Origin of the sequence: Catelliglobosispora koreensis DSM 44566, from assembly GCF_000379685.1 — a bacterium.
In the GTDB taxonomy this organism is placed as follows: Bacteria; Actinomycetota; Actinomycetes; order Mycobacteriales; family Micromonosporaceae; genus Catelliglobosispora; species Catelliglobosispora koreensis.
Genome location: NZ_KB903272.1, coordinates 1 through 20432 on the forward strand (window position 1 = coordinate 1; position 20432 = coordinate 20432).

Here is a 20432-nt window from a genome sequence, read left to right on the forward strand (position 1 = left end):
CACGTCACCCGCACCCGCGACAAGGGACGCCAGCTGTACCAGCTCAAGGCGGTCAGCGAATCTCACGCTGCGTAGCCGTCTCACCGTCTCGTCTCACCGTCTCACCACCCGCGTACGCGCCCGCGTATGGGCGCTATTTGGCGCACCCGTGAGACGCGTGAGACGCCCGCGTAACCCGCCCCGCCCGTATACGCAACGTGACCACACGGAGGTTACGCATGACCGCGCTCACCCCACGCACCACTAAGCACATTGGACAGACAGCACCTGATCAGACTGTGCCATGGGCGGGCGGGCACCCGCCGTGGTGCGCACGCGATCACCGCTGCACCGCCGCGCACATCACCGGGGGCGAGCACGTCTCCGAACCGGAACGCTGGAAAACCAGCCACGGCACCCTGATCGCCACCCGTTACCACAACGCCCGTGGCGGCTGGGTCGAAATCCGCACCGTCACCGCGCTAGACCCACACGAGCCCATCGCCCAAGCACAGTGCCGCCACCTCATCGCCGTCACCCACACCGTTTTCGACCGCGTACTCCGACCAGGAAAGGACACCAACCACGCATGAGCGACACCAACACNGGCGCCGTNGCACTCCTGGACGCCGCCCNNCACCTANCAGCCGCCGACCTCCGCCCCGTCACCGCATGGCATCTGGACACGCAGCTATGCGGGCTGAGCCAAGGCGCGGAAGCGTTCGCTAAGGCGACTTACCGCTACGCCGAAAACCTCGGCACCGGCATCGATCCGCGCGTGATCTACCACATCGAAGATGCGGCCGAATGCTTCTACGCCGCAAGCGCGGCGTTCCAGTTCGCCGCGAAAAACCTGCGCACCGTCTACGCCGCGCACTTCGAGGCCGCCGAATCCGGGGTACGCCAGCCACGCCCAAACGGCTTCTTCGCAGCCAAGGCGCGCGCTGGTCAAGCAGCAAGCCACACAGCGAACACGGCTAGCTACCCCACGCGGGAGCAGCTGGCCGCGATGACCCTCAAGCAGCTCAAAGACGTAGCCACCGCCTACGGCTACGACGGTTTGAAAGGCACGAAAGCCGACATGGCCCAGCAACTCCATGGGCATTTCACGTTGCGCCGCAACCTGCACAGCCTGCGCTCATCCGACCTAAGGACACAGCTGTGACTGAAACCGCCAGGCCAAACCGGCCGCTTCTGGACGCCGCACACGCCCTATCGGCGTCCGGCCTCACCCCGCACACCGCATGGGAGCTAATCGGGCAGCTGCAAGGCCTCGCCAGCGGCATGAACGCGATAGCCACCGCCGCAGAGGACTACATTGCTGCGCTCAGCGAAGAGAACCTCGACGACCGGGTGCTTGAGTACCTGCCCGGCGCGGTCCTTGAGATCTTCAACGCCTCTATCGCGTTACAGGAAGCCCGCAACACCTTCGAAACCCTCTACACCGCACACCTGGCCACCGCTGAATCCGGCGTACGCCAGCCCACACCGCCCGGATTCTTCGGACAGCCAGGCCAGGCCACCGCTGCGATCAGCTCTGCACGAAGCGCGGCAAGCGGGCTGCCCGCCGATTTCCCTACCCCACAACAAGTTCAGGCGATGACGCTCAAGCATCTGCGCGAGGTCAGCCGAAACATCGGCTTCGCACCCGGTAACCAGAACAAGGCCGACCTCATCGCCAACCTTGAGGCCTACCGCTTCAGCCGCTCACCCGCCGCCCGCCGCACCAGTGCCACGGTCACCGCTGGACGGATGTCGGACAAACCGCTGCTACCCAACGCATGGGAGTTCCCCACGAGCGGCAGCGATATCTGCTTCCACGAAGACGGAGAGATCGGCCAGGCCCTAGCCGCTATGGGCCACGACCGCCGACTCGACATTGATGGCGAGCCGCTGGCAAACGTCATTGGCCGTATCGCCACCGGCCCCGTCAAAGGCCACACCAGCAGCCAAGAAGCACTAGACCAGCTCAAAGGGCTGCGTAACCGGCTGCCCGAAAGCACCCGCGCCCGCAGGGTCATGGACGAATGCATCCAACGGCTCGACGCACCAAACAGCCCCGTGCCGGACGTGCCCGCTGTAACCCCGGAACCGTTGCGGCAACTCATGAAAGACCTGCACGCCATCCCGTGCGTACGGCGTGAACCAGCACGCGAACAGGAACGCCTGCAGGCCATCCTCAGCGATTTTGAGCACGGACAGACCCGCAACTACCGGCTGATCAGCAGCGTGCGGAACCTGACCGGGTTCCGGCACGAGCTTGAAGAGGGATGGTTTGACATCCGCCGCGCCGTCACCAAAGCCGTTGCCGCGCTTGAAGAAGCCCTAGAGAAGAACCGGCGTTCGCTGATCGCGCCGGACCGCAACCAGACCTGACCCGGCTCGCGCCGGTCCCACACACGAAGAGCTGAAAGGGGGCACCTGCGGTGCACTCACTTAAGGCGGCTGCGCTTCGCTACGCCGCCGAATGGCCAGTCTTCATTCTCGGCCGTAACAAACGGCCCGTAGCCAACTGCCCGCCGTGCCGCGCCGCAGACCCCAAACAGCACGATCCACAGGGCTGCCGGTGCCTTACCTGCCACGGGTTTTACGCCGCGACCCGCGACCCGAAAGCCATCGTGCGCATGCTCGCGATGGAGCCAAACGGCATGCTCGCCATCCGCACCGGAGCACCTTCAGGGCTGGTGGTGGTCGATGTAGACCCCCGCAACGGAGGCAGTCAAACCATCAAAACACTGGTAGCACAAGGACTCTTACCGCCTACCCGGTTTGCCGCGACCGGCTCCGGCGGCCTGCACCTGTACTACCGCCACCCCGGCCCGCACACGAAGATCCCTTCCGGGCCAAACGTTCTCGGCCCCGGCATCGACATCAAAGCCGATGGTGGATACGTCATCGCGCCACCCTCGATCCACCCGCACACGCGGCAGCCGTATGTGTGGGCTGATGAGTCCACACCTGTTAGTGAGATGCCCCTCGCGCTGCGCACGGCACTGACTCCAGCAGTCACCGCGGCGAACCCGGCACTCGCCCCAGCTCCCAAGCCCAGATTGGCCCGCGCCGGGGGCATCTCATCACCGGCCGCCCTGCTCGAAGCGCACCTGGCGACCGTGCGCAACGCACCGGAAGGCAAGCGCCGCACCACGCTCTACGGCGCAAGCCGTGGGGTCGCACGCATGGCCGCCAGCGGGGCAATCAGCCCCGCCGACGCACAAGCTGCCCTCATGGCAGTGGGGCTGGCCGCAGGCCAGACCGAACGAGACTCCCGCGCCGCGATCAGCGGCGGCTTCCGAGACGAAGGAGTAACCCTATGACCCGAAAGCCACCGCCCGATGTAGATGGTGCCGAACTGCTCGACCGGGTACACGCCGCGATCCTGCGGTATGTGGTCCTGCCCAACCCGGAGTCGGCCGATGCGGTCACGTTGTGGATCGCCGCGACCCACGCCCAGGCGGCCTGGCAGTACGCGCCGCGCCTGGTGATCCGCGCGCCGGAAAAGCGGTGCGGCAAGTCGCGTTTGCTGGATGTGGTGGATGCGGCCAGTTTCAACCCGATGATGACGGTCAACACCAGCACCGCCGCGATCTACCGCATGATCGGCCAAGGTGATCCGCTGACCCTGCTCATTGATGAGGCAGACACCATCTTCACCAAACCCGGGGACAACGACGATCTGCGCGGCATCCTCAACGCCGGGCACCAGCGCGGCAAACCGGTACGCCGCTACGACGCCAACACCAAAGAAGTCGAGTGCCTCGAAACCTTCTGTATGGCCGCGATGGCCGGTATCGGCATGATGCCCGACACCATCGAGGACCGGGCCGCCATCATCCGCATGCGCCGCCGCGCCAAAGGCGAAAAGGTCGCCCCGTGGCGGATCAAACGCGACCGCCCGATCTTGGTCAAGCTCGGCAGAGAACTCACCGCCTGGCTAGCCGGGCACCTCGCCGAACTGGAGGACTACGAACCGGAAATGCCGGTCGAGGACCGGGCCGCCGACACCTGGGAACCACTGATCGCGGTAGCGGACATCGCTGGCGGACTGTGGCCCGCACGGGCACGGCGAGCCGCTGTCTTCCTTACCGGGGAGGCAGAAAGCGTCTCCATGAACACCGACCGCACAAGGCTTCTGGCTGACTGCCGCACCGCGTTCGGCGCAGACGACATGCTGCCCACCGCCACGCTAATCGACCGGCTCAAAGCAGACCCGGAAGCACCATGGGCAGACCTCACCCCGATCAAACTCGCCACCGCTTTGCGCGAGTTCGATATCAGCAGCACCACCATCCGGTTTCCCTCACCGATCGGGCAAGCCAAGGGCTACCGGGGCGCCGATTTCGGCGACGCCTGGAGCCGCTACTGCCCGCCCGAAGACGACTCACCCCCGGGTAACCCGTACCAGCCGTACCAGCCGTACCAGCCCAGCTCACAGGCGGTACGGCTGGAAAACTGGTACGGCTCAAGCCGTACCACTCAAGATCCCGTACCAGGGCTGACCAGCATTGATACGGCTGGTACGGCTGGTACGGCTACCCCCCTGGTTCCGGGACAGGGACACAAAAACGGCTACCCGAAACTGCGTCTCGTCGGCCCCACCGAATAGCCCGATCGACCATCCAAATCAGACAGTGAACGCCTGTATCCGGGACCGCGCCTAAGTTCCCGTCACGGATGGCGCAGATCTTGGCTTGGAAACGCTCTCAGCGGGTCACCGCAGGCCACCTCAAACGGCCCTGGCGCAAGGCCGCAATCGTGCGCCAGGGCCACTCCCAAACCTCAATCCAGGCAAAGGAGTAGCGCCATCATGGCAAGCGCAACCCAGACCCGAGATCGCCCGGCAGGAAGTCGTCCAAAAACGACACTCAGCCGCACATATATGACCATCGAAGAACTCTGCGCGGATCTCGGGATCTCCCGCTCCACCTATTACGACTGGAGAACCAAAAAGAAGTCGCCCCCGTCAATCAAGCTTCCCAACGGGGAGCTGCGGATTCGCCGGATCGATTACGAACTCTGGCTCGAAACCCTTGCGGAGAGTGCAGCGTGAGCAAAACCAGCTTTGACGTGCAGATATGGAAGACCGACGTCTACCGAGGCAAGACCAAAACAACCTACTGGGTCCAGTGGGCCGTTGCGGGACAACGGCATAAGGAGAAGTTTAAGACCAGTGCCCTTGCGGAGAGCTTCCGCTCTGAGCTGCTGACAGCTGCCCGCAAGGGTGAAGCATTCTATGTGGACAGTGGACTCCCGCTATCCATGCAGCGAGCAGCGGTCGACCTCAACTGGTACGCGTTCGCCTGCAAGTTTGTTGATACGAAATGGGATGGTGCGGCGGGCACGACCCGCCGCACGGTTGCAGAGGCGCTGACTCGGGTGACCGTGAGGATGTTCACCACAGACAAGGGCAAGCCCGATGAAAAGCTTATCCGGCACGCCTTGAATCGCTGGGCGTTCAACAAGGTCAAACGGGACTCGGCCAGCTGTCCGGCAAATGTCGTGAGCACTATTCGCTGGATCGAGAGGAACACCCGCAAGGTGTCCGCAATCAGCATGCCAGAGGTGTTAAGGGGAGTCCTGGACGGGCTGACTAAGAACCTCGACGGAAGCCCAACAGCATCTAGCGTGGTCAGTCGTCACCGGAAGATCCTCAATACCGCAGTTGAGTACGCCGTACGCGAGCTGAAAGCCTTGTCAGCAAACCCGATTCCGGCGCTCAAGTGGACAGCGCCGAAGGTGAGCCACACGGTGGACCGGCGATCAGTTGCCAATCCGACGCAGGCTCGTACCCTCCTCAGGGCCGTACGCCACTACGGACGGATCGGCCCAAGGGTAGAGGCATTCTTCGGATGCCTCTACTTCGCCGCCTTGCGGCCGGAGGAGGCAGTGAGCCTGGCTAAACACAACCTCTCTCTACCTGCTGACGGGTGGGGTGAGCTGTACCTGGAAGTTGCAGAGCCGTTCGCGGGCAAGGAATGGACCGACAACGGAAAGAACCGCGACCGGCGCCAGCTCAAGCAACGCGCGGTAGGAGAGGTCCGCACCGTGCCGTGCCCGCCCGAGCTGACCGCGCTGCTCCATCAGCACATGAAAACCTTCGGAACTACCTCAGACGGCCGGTTGTTCCGGGGCGAGCGAAACCAAGAAGAGCTGCCGAAGGGCACGATCAATCGGGCATGGCGGGAGGCGCGTAAAGCGACTTTCGCCCCGGCCGTGCTCGCCTCGCCCTTGGCTGCGACCCCTTACGACCTGCGGCACGCAGCTGTCTCGACGTGGCTCAACGCGGGCGTTCCGCCAGCTGACGTTGCTAAGTGGGCTGGCCACTCGGTAGAGATCCTGCTCAAGACCTACGCGAAGTGTCTAGACGGGGGCGCCGAGTTACTGCGAAAGCGCGTTCAGGACGCGCTGGGCAACGGTCCCGGGCCATCAGTCGCTATTGAACGATGACGTGGGTTTGCCAGGACCGTCTTGCAGCAATGCTTCTCGGCCCGGTTCGCTGTCGCCGCGTTCGGCGCAGGTGCCGCGCTTGGCTTCGGCTTCGCCTTTGCACTCTCCACACCGTCCCGAATGGACGAGATTGACGCAGTGCTTGCCGGGCGTGCAGGACATGGCCGCTTACGTCGTGACTCGCCCGAGGATGTCGGGGGCGTTGCCAATGTGGATGGAACCGTGTCACCGTGATCAAGAAACTTTCATGTTCAACATCTTGGGGGTAGACGTTGTCGAGCTTCATTACCAATGACAGCGGCATGAGCCAGCTGAACGCACAGCTCAATGCGAAGTTCCGCTTGCTCTCGCAGGATGTAGCTCTCGTTGTGGCGCGGGGGAGCCACAAGACCGAGGTGCAGTTGGTGGTTGACGTAATGTCCGCTGCGAGGCGGCGCTCGGTTCCGATGACCCGCGACGGTGCGGTAAAGCTGGTCCGCCAGTACCGCAAGCCGCGGCGATAAGTGGAGATGCCCGCTCTGTCCAATGTGGACGGAGCGGGCTTCCATGCCGGCTCAACGGGATGCCCTAGCGGCAGTGGCATCGAGCATTCTGCGATGCGCTTGCGCGGTCGCGGCAGACTCGCATGCGGTCGACCGGATCGGCGGTGATTGTGCTGCAAGTTTGTTCCTGCACAGCGCTGCGAAGGAATGGAACCCTGGCAAAGTAGACCGGGTGCGCGACGGCGTCGACGGGCCGTTGCTTGCCCAGAGAGTGCGTATTCGCACGCTGCGGCGAATCCTCCAAGGCGTGGCGGGTGAATTGGTTTGTGCCACGGGATAATGTCTCGCCACAGAACGCTCCTATTTAGAGGGCAGCTGAGGCTGGGGAGCAGGCGCCAGTTGTGAAGACGAAGGCGACCGCCGATCGTGGTCAGCCGGAGGCAGTGGCGAGGCATGCGGTGTAAACGCGTTATACCGGCGCATGCCTGCGGCCCACCACTCCGGCAAGAGTGGTGGGCCCGTGGTTTTTCGGGACAGAGTTACAACTTCGCTTTCACGAGTCCTTAGAACAGTTGCAGCTGGACAACCGTCTTTTCCTCGGGGTCCATCAGGCACACGGAATAACCCTCTTCGATCATTTTCTGCAGGTAGGCATACAGCTGCAGCGACCGGTTGATGGCCTCGGTTTTCGTATCGTGAGTGATCGCGGCTACCTCATCGAGCGCGGCGACTGCACGCGGCACCAGGTTGACTGTGACCTTGGTTAGCTGGCCGCCAGTCTTTGTGCCTTCGTTGCCGTTCGCCGAGGGAGGCGGGGTTTCCGGATGTAGCTCCTCTGCATTGCGTCGTTTGGCTTCAGCAGGTGTAGCCAGCATGGATGGGTGTCCTTTCAGGTGCACTCCGTGGTTGCGACGCAGCACTACAGCGTCGGGAGTGCAACCGCGATATCCAGCATCCGCAGCGTCGCGATTCGCTGTGGCGATCGGTATCTGGATCCGCAGTTACGGCGGGCAGGGTTGTCTCGTTGTGGGATCTCCTGGCAGAACCCAGGTTGGCCGCCCGGGTGCTGCCTTGGCTGCTCATGCTGTGGCCACATCGTGAGCAGCGTGGCGGCTGATCCCCGGTTCCAGCCGGGGGTAAGCCGCATGTCGGTCTCGTTTCGGTCTAGACACTCTTGATCTGTTAGCTCGGTATGGGTAATTGCCGTACCTAACGCGAGCGTCGAACTGGTTATTTGTAGCTACTACGGTAACACGTGTCAACTGCTTGACGCGGTGCGGTGGCGAAAGCAACACGGCGGCGCGCCGAAACCCTGTTGCCTGTCGTCGGGTTTCCGTCTGGTACGGTCTTCACGAAATACCTCTGAAAGCTGTATCTGAGTGCGCCTAGAAAATGTACCGGCCACAACGACGGTCGAGGAGAATACCCTTCGTTTCTTGGGCGAAAGGATTTATGCCCATGCAACCGGTTAACCCCGGTAGGTCGGGTGGCGACCCGGTCCAGATGGACCTGACAGCCACCGAGATCCAGCCGGATCCGTCGGTCCGCGACGGGGGGAAAGCGGCGCTCGTCGTAGCTTGGGGGAAGAGGTTCTTCCTGCGCTATGACAACAGCACGATCCCGCCGTCGACGGCGGTAATCATCTTTGGGTTGGCGTTTACAGCCTTCGTGACGTTGACAGGCGTCGCGGTCGCGAGCTTCAGCCCCGACGCATGGCCCGCTTACGCCGTGCTCTTCTCCCTAGCCGGCATCATCGCCGCGGTCACGCTCTTCGTGACACTCAGGATGATGAAGGCAGAAGAGCGTGCCGGTAGGCGGCTTGAGGTGAACGAGCGGCGCGTCATCGCCGTGGAAATGCCGAAGCGCAGGCGTGAGCCAAAACGCAGAGGCGGACGCCGTAAGGGCGGCCGATAGCGGCCGTGCGGCCTGAGGTCTCGCTGAGACTTCAGGCCGCCGCTGCGGCCCGAGGTTCTTGGCGAACACCCGCTTCATTGTTTCCTCCGCATCGGATGGCCGAATGGAGAATCGGTACGTCCTCGGTAAAACCGGCCGGTGATCACCAGGATTAGCCGGACACAGCCGGACACATGAATTAAGCCCCGCTAGCCGTTTTGGCTGGCCGGTGGCTTCATCTTGCCTGTTCAGTAGATTTCTCGGATTGGTGCCCCCGGCAGGATTCGAACCTGCGCCCCCGCCTCCGGAGGGCGGTGCTCTATCCCCTGAGCTACGGGGGCTCAGCGACCGGGAAAGACTATCAGCCCGGTCGACCGAAGCCGAAATGGGTTACCCGGTCTTGCGGGGGAGCTTTTTCTGCAACTCCTGCATATAGGTGATTTCGGCCTGCTGGTTCGCCTTCATGGTGCTGGCCAGGGCGACCACGTCTGGGTCGTTGGAGAGTTTCAGCACACCGTCGACCATGTGGACGCCGCCGAGGTGGTGTTTGATCATCATCTCGAGGAAGAGCCGGTCGACTTCGGTGCCGGTGGCCTTCTCGAGGGCGTCCATCTCGGCTTGGGTCGCCATGCCGGGCATGAGGCCGTTTTCGAGGGAGCCCATGCCAGCTGGCATCCATGACATCGCGGCCTGAGTGCTGTTTTGGCCGAGACCCCACTGCTCGAGCCACTGGTTCATGCGGCCGATCTGGCCTTGCTGGGTGAGCGCGATGTCGCCACCCATGACGCGGATCTCGCCGTCGAAGCCGTGCTGGTAGGCGATCATGCCCATGGCCACGGCCTGGGCGTGATGCATGGCCATGTCGCGGGCGAAGCCTGCCTCGGCTGAGGTGTCGCCAGGGTTGTTGTCCCGGGTAAGAACTAGACCCGCGGTCAGCCCTAGCACCAGCCCGGCGACCAGGAAGATCGCCAGGCCGGGCCACGAACGCGGGTCTAGTTTATTGCTGCTGGCCACCGAACTTCGCCTGGATCTGCTCTTCGGTCAGCGGCTTGTCGCCGACCGCGGTCACACCGCCACCACAGGTGGCGTTGGGCTCCTTGGTGGCGTTCTTAGCCAGGGCATTGATGAAGTCTGTGATGCGGCCGTCGTTGGGGTCGTCGAGCTTGAGCTGGTATCCCCAAGCCTGCAGGGAGACGGCTTTGTCGAGGCCGGGGTAGGGGCTGAGCATCGTGTAACCCTTGCCCGTGACCTGCTTCTTCAGCGCTTCGACCTGATCGGCCGGAAGGTCGGGGCGGTAAGCCACCCACACGGCGCCGTGCTCAAGGCTGTGCATGGCGTGTTCCTTCGGAATCTGCTCCGTGTAGATGTTGCCCATGCACTGCTGCCAGATCGGGGTGTGGTCACCACCCACCGGCGGAGACTGCTCGTAAGCGAGCGGCCCATAGATGTGGCAGCTCGTTTCCTTGCACTTGACGTCAAAAGTCTGAACGCCGTCAACCCGTGAGATCTTGGTCTGCCACGGGACGGAAGCGCCGTCGGGACCCCAGGCGGCCCAGACACCCCAGCCGACGATCACGACGAAGATCACGCCGACAGCGGCGAACATCGCGATCGGGCCCCAGTTGCGATCCTGGGAGACCTTGACCGGTGCGATCGGTTTGCGAGGGCCGCCGGTGCTCTTGCCCTTGCCACTAGGGGTGGCCGGCTTAGCGCCTGGTTTGGCCGCGGGCTTGCCGGTGACCTTCACCGAGCCGGGGCTCTTCTCATCGCCGCTTGGCGTGCTGATGCTCATGGTTGTCGTCCGTCACATCGAGGGGTGTGGGTACGTCCGTTACCGGGCGCAGAGACGCAGTCTACCCCGCTTTATCATGGCGAGGTGACTCCGGAGAATCTCGCTGACGCCGTCCTGTCTGCCGCCCGCACGGTATTTACCGCCAGAGATCTTGACCTGGCGGCCCTGCCGCAGGCAGCGACAGTCGAGCGTCCGCGCAATCCTGAGCACGGAGATTACGCGACAAATCTTGCGATGCAAGTGTGGAAGAAGGCCGGTGCCGCCAATCCACGGGACCTAGCTGCGGCAATAGCCGAAGAACTCAGCAAAGTCACAGGTGTCGCATCGGTGGAGATCGCTGGACCGGGCTTCCTGAACATCCGCGTGGAGGCGTCGGCCGCGGGCCAGCTCGCCCATACAGTCGTGACGCAAGGCTCGAGCTATGGCCACTCCACGAGCCTGAGCAACATCAAGATGAACCTTGAGTTCGTCTCCGCGAACCCCACCGGCCCCATTCACCTCGGCGGCGTGCGCTGGGCGGCGGTCGGTGACGCGCTGGCGCGGGTGCTCAAAGCCGCCGGCGCTGACGTGACGACGGAGTACTACTTCAACGATGCCGGCGGTCAGATCGACCGGTTCGCACGGTCACTTCTGGCGGCTGCCAACAATGAGCCCGCCCCCGAAGACGGCTACGGCGGTGCCTACATCAACGAGATCGCCGCCACGATCATGGCGAACCACCCGGGCGCGAGTGACCAGGAGACTTTCCGCCGCGAGGGCGTGGAGTTGATGTTCCAGCAGATCAAAGAATCGCTCAACGAGTTCGGCACGCACTTCGACGTGTATTTCAACGAGAAGGATCTGCACACGAAGGGCGAGCTCGACCTGGCGCTGAACCGCTTGGAAAAGCAGGGTCACCTGGAGCACAAGGATGGCGCGGTTTGGCTGCGCACCACCGACTTCGGCGACGACAAGGATCGCGTGCTGCGCAAGAGCGACGGCGACTGGACTTATTTCGCGGCTGACTGTGCGTATTACCTCGACAAGCGGGAACGCGGCGCCGACAAGGTCGTCATCATGCTTGGCGCCGATCACCACGGTTACGTGGGCCGGATGCGGGCGATGGCCGCGTGCTTCGGCGACGACCCCGACACGAACCTTGAGATCCTCATTGGACAGATGGTCAACCTGGTACGAGACGGTCAGCCGCTGCGCATGAGCAAGCGCGCGGGCACGGTCGTGACGATGGAAGACATCGTCGAGGCGATCGGTGTGGACGCGAGCCGCTATGCCCTAGCGCGCTACAGCAGTGACTCCCCGATCGACATCGACATCGAACTGTGGACACGGGCCACTAAGGACAATCCCGTTTACTACGTGCAATACGTTGCCGCGCGGACAGCTGGTGTCGCGCGTAACGCCAAGGACGTGGACCTCACACGCGACACCCATGCGTTTGATCCCGCGAAGCTCTCCCATCCCAAGGAGCTGGACCTGCTCAAGCGGCTCGGTGACTATCCAGCCGTGGTTGAGAAGGCCGCCAAACTGCGCGAGCCACACCACATCGCCCGGTACCTGGAAGACCTCTCCGGGGACTACCACCGCTTCTATGAAAACTGCCGGGTGCTGCCCTACGGCGACGAGACGATCAGTGAGACTCACGTCGCTCGCCTATGGCTCAACGACGCCACACGGACCGTCATGGTCAACGGCCTCGGGCTCCTCGGCGTATCTGCCCCTGAAAGGATGTAAGAGGTTCCATGGCCGGGCGCGCGCACGAAGCCGGAGCTATTCACGGTGACTTTGGGTATCGAGGGCCGGCTTGGCTGCGTACCCCCATTGATGTCAATGCTCTTTTGAAGTCTTTATGGCCCCTCACTGTCCACAAAGGATCCGATGGGGTACTGGAAGCCGGTGGCGTGAAAGCCACTGAGCTGAAGGAACAGTTCGGCACGCCTGCTTACATCTTCGACGAGGACGACTTCCGGGCCAGGTGCCGCGCGTTCAAAGCGGCATTCAAGGGCGCCGACGTTTACTACGCCGGAAAAGCGTTCCTGTGTAAGGCGATTGTGCGCATCCTCGTTGAGGAAGGCTTGAGCCTGGATGTGTGCACGGGCGGTGAACTGAGCACGGCTCTGCAAGCCGGGATGGAACCTCAGCGCATTGGCTTCCACGGCAACAACAAGTCGATGGCCGAACTCCAAAGGGCCGTCGACGCAGGAATAGGCCGCATCATCGTCGACTCCTTCGATGAAATCGAGCGACTCTACAAAATAGGTAAGAACGTCGACGTCATGGTCCGGGTGACCGTTGGCGTCGAGGCGCACACGCACGAGTTCATCGCGACCGCGCACGAGGATCAGAAGTTCGGCTTCGGCTTGGCCGATGGCACCGCGTTCAAGGCGGCCGCGAAGATCATCCGTGACGGCAAGCTGACCCTCAAAGGCTTCCACTCACACATCGGCTCGCAGATCTTTGACGCCTCGGGCTTTGAGATCAGTGCGCGGCGTCTGCTCAAGCTGCACAAGCAGGTCAAGGACGAGCTGGGCGTCGAGCTGCCCGAGATGGATCTCGGCGGCGGTTTCGGCATCGCCTACACCAGCCAGGACGACCCGTCCCCGGCTGACGATCTCGCCCGGCGCATGTTCAAGATCGTTAAAGATGAGTGCGACGCCCTGCAGCTGAATGTTCCGCACCTGAGCGTCGAGCCAGGCCGGGCGATCGTTGGGCCGTCCATGTTCACGCTCTACGAGGTCGGCACGGTCAAGCCGCTCGATGGCATCCGCACTTATGTCAGCGTCGATGGAGGCATGAGCGACAACATCCGCACCGCGCTCTACGACGCTTCCTACTCGGCGACGATCGCCTCCCGGACGAGTGATGCTGATCCCATGCTCGCCCGCGTGGTGGGAAAACATTGTGAGTCCGGGGACGTGGTAGTGAAGGATGAATTCCTGCCCGCCGACACTAAAACAGGAGATCTTCTTGCGGTCCCCGGCACCGGTGCCTATTGCCGGAGCATGGCCAGCAATTACAACCATGTGCCGAGGCCACCGGTGATCGCGGTACGAGACGGGCAAGCACGCGTGATTGTCCGCAGGGAGACCGAAGACGACCTCCTTGCGCTAGATGTGGGGTGAGCATGGCTCTCAAAGTTGCGTTGCTCGGGTGCGGCACGGTGGGCGCCGAGGTGGTCAGGCTTCTGCATGAGCAGGCTGGCGATCTCGAAGCGCGCATTGGTGCGCCGGTGGAGCTGGTCGGGATCGCCGTGCGGCGGCCCAACCGTGTCCGGCCCGGGGTCCCCACGGAGCTGCTGACGACGGATGCCCTTGGCCTGGTCAAGCGCGACGACGTGGATGTGGTCATCGAGGTCGTCGGAGGCATCGAGCCAGCCCGAACCTGGCTCGTCGAGGCTCTGCGTAATGGCAAGAGCGTCATCACTGGCAACAAGGCCTTGCTCGCTGAGGACGGCGGAACGCTGCACGACGCCGCGGCCGAAGGCGGAGCGGACCTCTACTACGAAGCCGCCGTCGCTGGCGCTATCCCACTTCTGCGCCCGCTGCGCGAATCGCTGCACGGCGACCGCATTCAGCAGGTCACCGGAATCGTCAACGGAACGACCAACTTCATTCTGTCCGCAATGGACAGCACGGGTGCCGGCTACAGCGAAGCCCTTGATGAGGCAACGGTTCTCGGCTACGCCGAGCCAGACCCGACCGCCGATGTGGAGGGCTTCGACGCCGCGGCCAAGGCCGCGATCCTTGCGTCCCTTGCTTTCCACACGCGAGTACGAGCAGAGGACGTCTACCGCGAAGGCATCACCGAGGTGTCGGCCAATGACGTGGCCAGCGCCAAGGCGATGGGCTGCATCATCAAGCTCTTGTGCATCGCGGCCCGCACGGAAGATGGCGGCATCTCGGTGCGTGTGCACCCGGCGATGATCCCGCGCTCGCATCCCCTGGCCAGCGTTGGTGATGCGTTCAATGCCGTGTTCGTGGAAGCCGAAGCGGCCGGGCAGCTGATGTTCTACGGCCGTGGCGCCGGTGGTGCCCCCACAGCGAGTGCCGTGCTCGGCGACCTCGTCGCCGTCGGCCGCAACCGGCTGGCCGGTGTGCGGTCGGCCAGCGAATCGGTTTACGCCGACTTGCCTGTCCGCCCTATGGGATTGGTGCGCACCCGCTACCACATCTCTCTGGACGTAGCGGATCGTGCAGGTGTGCTGGCAGCAGTGGCAGGCGTATTCGCCAAACACGATGTCTCGATCGCGACCGTGAATCAATCCGGTCGCGGTGACGATGCGGTCCTTGTCATCGTTACCCACGCGGCAGCAGACTCGGCTCTTGCGGCGACGGTTTCGGAATTGAGGTCACTCGACTTCGTCCGGTCCATCGCGAGCGTTTTACGCGTTGAAGGAGATTGACCATGTGGCGTGGATTGATTGAAGAGTTCCGGGACCGGCTTCCGGTCAGCCCATCCACGCCTGTGGTCACGCTTCACGAAGGCAATACGCCGCTCGTGCCCGCGCCTGCGCTGAGCGACCGCACGGGCTGCGAAGTCTGGCTCAAAGTCGAAGGCGCCAACCCCACGGGATCGTTCAAGGACCGGGGCATGACGGTCGCCGTGTCCAAGGCGGTCGAGCACGGGGCCAAGGCCATCATCTGCGCCTCGACCGGCAACACGTCAGCTTCGGCGGCGGCTTACGCGGCGCGCGCTGGCATCACCTGTGCCGTGCTGGTGCCGCAGGGCAAAATCGCGCTCGGCAAGCTGGCCCAGGCCCTTGTTCACGGGGCGAAACTGCTGCAAGTGAGCGGAAACTTCGACGACTGCCTCGGGCTGGCGGGCAAGCTGTCCCAGGACTATCCGGTCGCCCTCGTGAATTCGGTGAATATCGACCGGCTGCACGGCCAGAAGACAGCCGCGTTCGAAATCGTTGCGGCCCTGGGGGATGCGCCCGACATTCACTGCCTGCCCGTTGGCAACGCAGGAAACATCACCGCGTACTGGATGGGCTATCAAGAAGACGGCAAGGCCCCGCGGATGTTTGGCTTCCAGGCGGCCGGCTCGGCACCGATCGTCAACGGAGCTGTTGTCACCGAACCGTCCACGATCGCGACCGCGATCCGCATCGGCAACCCGGCATCGTGGACGAAGGCACTCGACGCCCGCGATCAGTCCAACGGCATCATCGACGCCGTGACGGACCGGGATATCCTTGCCGCATATAGGATTCTGGCTCGCGAGGTCGGCGTCTTCGTGGAGCTGGGCTCGGCAGCCAGTGTGGCTGGATTGCTGCAAAGTTCCGCGAACGGAAAGCTGGCCCGCGGTCAGCGCGTCGTCTGCACGGTCACCGGACACGGCCTGAAGGACCCGGAGTGGGCGATCTCAACCGCCCCGGCCCCACAGACCATCTCCCTCGACCCGCTCGCCGCCGCCCGCGCGCTGAACCTAGCCTGACGCGCAGTCATACATCGACGGCTTAACGCTGCCAACACATTCGGCGTCCAGTCCTTCGAGCAGGTCTTTGTCATAAACCAGGACAGCGAACTGCTCGAAGTCCTTACGGATGACGGGATTGCCGAACTGCTTGAGGGCAGTGTCCACGTCACCGATCGCCGGACGGGTCGTGTCGATGACGATGAACCGCGCGTCAAACTTCGCCGCGTCGTACCAGTCGGCTCGTGACTCCCACCGCAACCCACGGATCGTGTCGCCACCCGTCACCGGAGCGACAGTCACTTTTCCTTGGGAGATAAGCGTTAGGTCATTGGCGTTCCAATAGCCACCGAGCCCGTGATGCAGACCCTGACCGTCGAGCCACGCGACGAGTTCCCGTTTCGGTTCGTCCCAAGGCTTTCCCGTCGTGTGCCAAACGAACACGCCACCAAAGAAAACAAGAAGTGTGGCCAGGGCAATCTGTGGACGCTTGGTGGCAAAGAGGTGGTCGGCCACGATGCGGCCCGCGAGCGCGGCGCCCATCGGCAGCACAACGGCGACCTGGCGGGCCGACATCAGATCCGTGGGCAACGTGGAGGCGACGAAGGCGCCGAGGTTCACGCCGATGGCGATGGCGAGCACTTGGTTCACCCGATCGCCAAAAGGCTGACGCAGCAAGGAAACGAGCGCCATCCCGAGCGCGATAACGGCCAGGCCCAGCCCGCCGAGCCGGAGCACCCCGACCACGACGTCGACCGGATGGCTCAGATCCGGAAGGTACCCTCCGTAGTTGACCGCGGTGACCTCACCGAGCAGTTTGAGGTGCCCAAGCCACTTGCCCGGGCTGGCGAAGTGCGTTGGCGGCGAGTGCGCGATGAAACCGCCAGCGGCTTCAATACCTTTCAGCACACCCTGTCCAATCGGGACAGACAGCGCGGCGGCAAGTACCAGCCGCGCGTCGGTCCCGAACCACTCCCGCTTACGCACCGTTCGATAAAGAGTCACAAGACCAAGGGGGAGTACTCCGATGAAAAGCACCAGCGGATCGCCGATCTGACCCCAGACAAGTGCCAGGCCCACGGCAACGGGCATCCATCGCTTCTCCTGCGCCCGGTCCAGCAGGAGCCACGTGACCAGCAATGGCACCGCGGTGCCCAGGTGGTTCGGCCCGCCGAAGGCGACCAGGTAACCCGCGCCCGGCATGGGCAGCAGGACGATCGCGGCGGCAAGGCCCATGCGGGCCAACGCTTTGCGGCCCGTCGCGTCACCTTTGGCCAGCGCCACGGTCAGCACGACCAGCAACGTGTAAGTGAGCGCACAGGCGATCCGGAACACATCCTCGTTGAGCCCGTGCACGAGCGTGATGAGCAGATACTCGATCAGCTCTGTCGAGTAGAACGACACATCCGTGACCGTCCACCCCCGAAGGATCGGGTTGCCGTGCCACATCTCCCACGCTTGCAGGGCGTTGCTGGCCCCGTCGGCGTTGATCGGCATGGTCTTAGCCATCTGGAAGTAGCCAACGAAGGTGGCGATGGCTGCGGCGAGGATCAGGGCCGCGCGCGTGGGGGACTTCACGCGATCTTTTTTACCAGGTGCCGGAGGTGTAGCGTACGCATGTGCTTTCGGTCCTTACCCGGAACAAGGACTTCCGGCGTCTCTATTTCTCGCAATTGATCGTCTTCGGCGCTGACTGGTTTGTCATGGTGCCGCTCCTCATCCTGCTCAACGACCTGACCCACAAGGGAATCTGGGGTGGGCTCGTCCTGAGTGTCGAGACCGGTGTCGTGGCGCTGCTGCTGCCCTACGCGGGAACGATCGCTGACCGTTTCGACCGGAAACACATCCTGATCACGACTAACCTCGCTGCCCTGCTGGCCGTGGGAGGTCTGTTCTTCGTGCGCGGCCCAGCGGCCGGTCCCGTCGCTTTGCTCGCTGTCGCTTCGCTCGCCGTCGCCAAAGCGTTCTACTCGCCGGCGTCCAGTTCAGCGGTGCCGAACATGGTCGATCCCCCTGACCTGTCCAACGCGATGGCCGTGGCCGGCACCACGTGGGGCACGATGACCATCGTTGGCTCCTCCGTCGGTGGACTGCTCACGGCCTGGCTGTCGCCCTATTTCTGTTTCGGCATCGTGGGCTTCGCCCTCATCTCGTCAGCCCTGCTGACTTGGGGCATCAAGCGGCCTATGCAGGAAATGGTTGGCCCCCAATCACGCCCAGCCTTCGCGGCGATCAAAGAAGGTTTGCTCTATCTGCAAGGCCAGCCCCGTCTTCGGGCCCTGATCACGGTCAAGTCAGCGGTTGGCCTGGGCAACGGTGTGCTGACTGTTTTCCCGATCCTGGCTATCGCCTGGGGAGTTGACGAGGTCGGCCTTGGCATCATGTTCGCGGCCCGTGGCCTGGGCGCCCTCGTTGGACCGCTTCTGTTCCGCAAGGTGCTCAACCGGCCCGACTGGCTGCTGCCAGGGCTGGCGTTGTCGATGAGTGCCTATGGACTGTTCTATGTGGGCGTCGCGTTCTCGCCGTGGTTCTTCCTGGCCCTGGTCGGCATCTTCTTCGCGCACCTGGCCGGCGGCGGAAACTGGGTCATGTCGAGCTTCGCGATCCAGCAAGCGGTGCCAGACGAGTTGCGCGGCCGCGTCAACGCCGCCGACACGATGGTCGCCATGCTGGCCGTGACGGCATCCCAATTCATCGTGGGGCTGTTCGTCGACTCAGTGTCAGCGACGCTGCTCATCACCCTGTGCGGTCTGACGACGTTGTGTTACGCGATCGGCTGGCGTCTCGTGACTCGCCGCCTGAGCGATTCGCCCCCGACCCCCGCCCTCGCCACCAACTGACCGGCCCGTATTACGCCCGCCCGCCCGCTCACGTCTGATCGCCGGACCGCCCGCGTCTGCTCGCCGGACCGCCTTCGCGTTGCCCGCGCTTGCTCGCCTGGTAGCCGGACCGCCAACGTTTGATGGGCCGCCACGCCCGCCCGCTGGCCGGACCGGCCGCCCGCCCGCACGCGCGTCTGACCGCCCGCCTGCCGTTGCCCGCGTCTGCTCGCCGAACCGCTGCTCGCCGGACCGCCCGCGTCTGCTCGCTTGCCCGCGCTTGCTCGCCTGGTAGCCGGACCGCCAACGTTTGATGGGCCGCCACGCCCGCCCGCTGGCCGGACCGGCCGCTAGCCCGCAGCTGGTTGCCCGAGATCCACATCCCTATCGGTGATCCACATCCTCGCAAACGTGATCAACAGGCGGTTTGATCACGTCCGAAGGGATGTGGATCAGCTTTAGGGATGCCGATCAAGCAGGAGCGGTCAGGAAGCGGACGGGACGCCCCGTGGCGCGGATGTGCACGGTGGGAATGCCGCTCAAGCGGCCGCGTGACTCAGGCCGCGGACAGGGCGATGAGCCCGGCGGCTAGCAGGATGAGTGTGATGGCGATGCCGACGATCAAGGTCGTGCTGCTGCGGCGCTTTAGCTGACGGCCAAACTGGACCATGAGGGGCCTCCGAAAAGCTGACTTGACGAATCCTTGCGCCCTCACGGTAGCATAGTGATATCACATTGATAGAAGGGTGATGTCATGGAGAAAAGGGCGTTCCGGGTTTCCGGTTGGCTGGTCGTGGTCCTGATCCTGGCGATCATCGCGGCCGTGATCAGCTGGGTGGCACTCACCCTGCCCCAAGAAGGTGTCGCGGCGGCAGTGATCGCGGTGTCGGCGGTCGTGGTGACGTTGCTCGCGAGTGGACTGATCGTGATTAGCCCGAATGACGCACGGGTCATTCAGTTCTTCGGCAAATACGCCGGGACGATTGATGAGGCGGGATTCCACGCCACCTGGCCGGTGACGGAGAAGCGCAAGATCTCCAAGCGCATCCGGAACTTCGAAACGGCGCGGCTCAAAGTGTCCGATGCGGACGGTAACCCGGTCGAGATCGCGTCAGTGGTGGTGTGGCGCGTCGTGGACACCTACGCGGCCAAGTTCGCCGTTGATGATTTCGTCAACTTCGTTGAGGTGCAAGCGGAAACGGCGGTCCGTCACCTCGCGACAAGCTACCCCTACGAAGCACACCACAGTGGACGGACGAGCTTGCGAGACAGTGCCGCGGTCAGTGAAGAGCTCACTAACGAGCTCAGTGAACGGGCCGCCCTCGCCGGCATCAACGTCATCGAATCGCGGATCACGCACTTGGCTTATGCTGCGGAGATCGCGCATGCCATGCTGGCGCGTCAGCAGGCGGAAGCCGTGGTGGCGGCGCGATTCAAGATTGTCGAAGGGGCGATCGGCATGGTGACTGGCGCGCTGGAGCAGCTCCAGGATCAAAACGTCGTCAGCCTCGACGAGGAACGCAAAGCCCAGATGGTGTCCAACTTGCTGGTCGTCCTATGTGGAGACCGCGCGGTGCAGCCGGTTGTGAACACAGGAACGATTTACTGAGC

17 protein-coding genes and 1 tRNA gene are annotated in these 20432 nt (G+C 63.5%); 13 read left to right on the forward strand and 5 right to left on the reverse strand.

The features are described from left to right. The first annotated feature begins 218 nt into the window (after nt 1–218). The 6 genes from A3E1_RS0122650 to A3E1_RS0122685 all read left to right on the forward strand — a co-directional run bounded on the left by A3E1_RS0122650 (nt 219) and on the right by A3E1_RS0122685 (nt 6423). The gene (locus A3E1_RS0122650) at nt 219–572 is read left to right on the forward strand and encodes a hypothetical protein (RefSeq protein ID WP_020520052.1); all 354 of its coding nucleotides are present in this window, start codon (nt 219–221) and stop codon (nt 570–572) included. Nucleotides 573–1140: 568 nt separating this feature from the next. Beyond that, complete coding sequence (locus A3E1_RS0122660; protein ID WP_020523073.1) at nt 1141–2355, forward strand: hypothetical protein; 1215 nt, start codon at nt 1141–1143, stop codon at nt 2353–2355. 50 nt (nt 2356–2405) lie between these two features. Beyond that, nucleotides 2406–3293, forward strand: coding sequence for a bifunctional DNA primase/polymerase (locus tag A3E1_RS0122665; protein ID WP_020523074.1), 888 nt, complete (start codon nt 2406–2408; stop codon nt 3291–3293). Beyond that, on the forward strand, nt 3290–4582 hold the full coding sequence (locus A3E1_RS41580) for a DUF3631 domain-containing protein (protein ID WP_020523075.1): 1293 nt from the start codon (nt 3290–3292) through the stop codon (nt 4580–4582). Before A3E1_RS0122665 ends, A3E1_RS41580 begins: the two co-directional genes overlap by 4 nt. Before the next feature lie 201 nt (nt 4583–4783). After that, nucleotides 4784–5026 carry a helix-turn-helix transcriptional regulator gene (locus A3E1_RS0122680; RefSeq protein ID WP_157631692.1) on the forward strand — a complete coding sequence of 81 codons (243 nt, stop codon included), beginning with the start codon at nt 4784–4786 and terminating at the stop codon, nt 5024–5026. After that, nucleotides 5023–6423 carry a tyrosine-type recombinase/integrase gene (locus A3E1_RS0122685; protein WP_020523077.1) on the forward strand — a complete coding sequence of 467 codons (1401 nt, stop codon included), beginning with the start codon at nt 5023–5025 and terminating at the stop codon, nt 6421–6423. Before A3E1_RS0122680 ends, A3E1_RS0122685 begins: the two co-directional genes overlap by 4 nt. 1045 nt (nt 6424–7468) lie before the next feature. Here A3E1_RS0122685 and A3E1_RS48000 read toward each other — a convergent pair. Further along, the gene (locus A3E1_RS48000; RefSeq protein ID WP_020523080.1) at nt 7469–7780 is read right to left on the reverse strand and encodes a hypothetical protein; all 312 of its coding nucleotides are present in this window, start codon (nt 7778–7780) and stop codon (nt 7469–7471) included. A 583-nt stretch (nt 7781–8363) separates the two neighbouring features. On the opposite strand from A3E1_RS48000, the gene A3E1_RS0122705 reads away from it, so the two are divergent. Beyond that, the gene (locus A3E1_RS0122705; RefSeq protein ID WP_020523081.1) at nt 8364–8819 is read left to right on the forward strand and encodes a hypothetical protein; all 456 of its coding nucleotides are present in this window, start codon (nt 8364–8366) and stop codon (nt 8817–8819) included. 245 nt (nt 8820–9064) lie between these two features. Here A3E1_RS0122705 and A3E1_RS0122710 read toward each other — a convergent pair. The 3 genes from A3E1_RS0122710 to A3E1_RS0122720 form a co-directional block, all read right to left on the reverse strand. Then, a tRNA-Arg gene (locus tag A3E1_RS0122710) sits at nt 9065–9139 on the reverse strand. Between the two features lie 49 nt (nt 9140–9188). Then, nucleotides 9189–9812 (reverse strand): DUF305 domain-containing protein, encoded by a 624-nt coding sequence (locus A3E1_RS0122715; RefSeq protein ID WP_020523082.1) that lies wholly within the window; start codon nt 9810–9812, stop codon nt 9189–9191. Beyond that, on the reverse strand, nt 9796–10590 hold the full coding sequence (locus A3E1_RS0122720) for a DUF3105 domain-containing protein (protein ID WP_020523083.1): 795 nt from the start codon (nt 10588–10590) through the stop codon (nt 9796–9798). The genes A3E1_RS0122715 and A3E1_RS0122720 overlap by 17 nt, the downstream gene beginning before the upstream one ends. 84 nt (nt 10591–10674) lie before the next feature. Here A3E1_RS0122720 and argS point away from each other — a divergent pair, with 84 nt between their 5' ends. Genes argS through thrC form a run of 4 tightly spaced genes read left to right on the forward strand, consistent with a single transcriptional unit; the run spans nt 10675 to nt 16023 of the window. Continuing rightward, nucleotides 10675–12321 carry an arginine--tRNA ligase gene (argS, locus tag A3E1_RS0122725; protein ID WP_020523084.1) on the forward strand — a complete coding sequence of 549 codons (1647 nt, stop codon included), beginning with the start codon at nt 10675–10677 and terminating at the stop codon, nt 12319–12321. Between the two features lie 8 nt (nt 12322–12329). Continuing rightward, entirely contained in the window at nt 12330–13709 is a 1380-nt protein-coding gene (lysA, locus tag A3E1_RS0122730) for a diaminopimelate decarboxylase (RefSeq protein ID WP_026208729.1), read from the forward strand. A gap of 2 nt (nt 13710–13711) precedes the next feature. After that, nucleotides 13712–14989, forward strand: coding sequence for a homoserine dehydrogenase (locus A3E1_RS0122735; protein ID WP_169454441.1), 1278 nt, complete (start codon nt 13712–13714; stop codon nt 14987–14989). A gap of 2 nt (nt 14990–14991) precedes the next feature. Further along, a complete protein-coding gene (gene thrC, locus A3E1_RS0122740; protein WP_020523087.1) occupies nt 14992–16023 on the forward strand; it encodes a threonine synthase in 1032 nt (343 codons plus the stop codon). Here the strand turns inward: thrC and A3E1_RS0122745 are convergent. After that, nucleotides 16015–17580 (reverse strand): hypothetical protein, encoded by a 1566-nt coding sequence (locus A3E1_RS0122745; RefSeq protein ID WP_020523088.1) that lies wholly within the window; start codon nt 17578–17580, stop codon nt 16015–16017. The genes thrC and A3E1_RS0122745 overlap by 9 nt on opposite strands. 41 nt (nt 17581–17621) lie before the next feature. Between A3E1_RS0122745 and A3E1_RS0122750 the strand changes: the two genes are divergently transcribed. Next, entirely contained in the window at nt 17622–18842 is a 1221-nt protein-coding gene (locus A3E1_RS0122750) for an MFS transporter (protein ID WP_020523089.1), read from the forward strand. 733 nt (nt 18843–19575) lie between these two features. Continuing rightward, the gene (locus A3E1_RS0122760) at nt 19576–20430 is read left to right on the forward strand and encodes an SPFH domain-containing protein (protein ID WP_020523091.1); all 855 of its coding nucleotides are present in this window, start codon (nt 19576–19578) and stop codon (nt 20428–20430) included. Nucleotides 20431–20432: the final 2 nt, after the last annotated feature.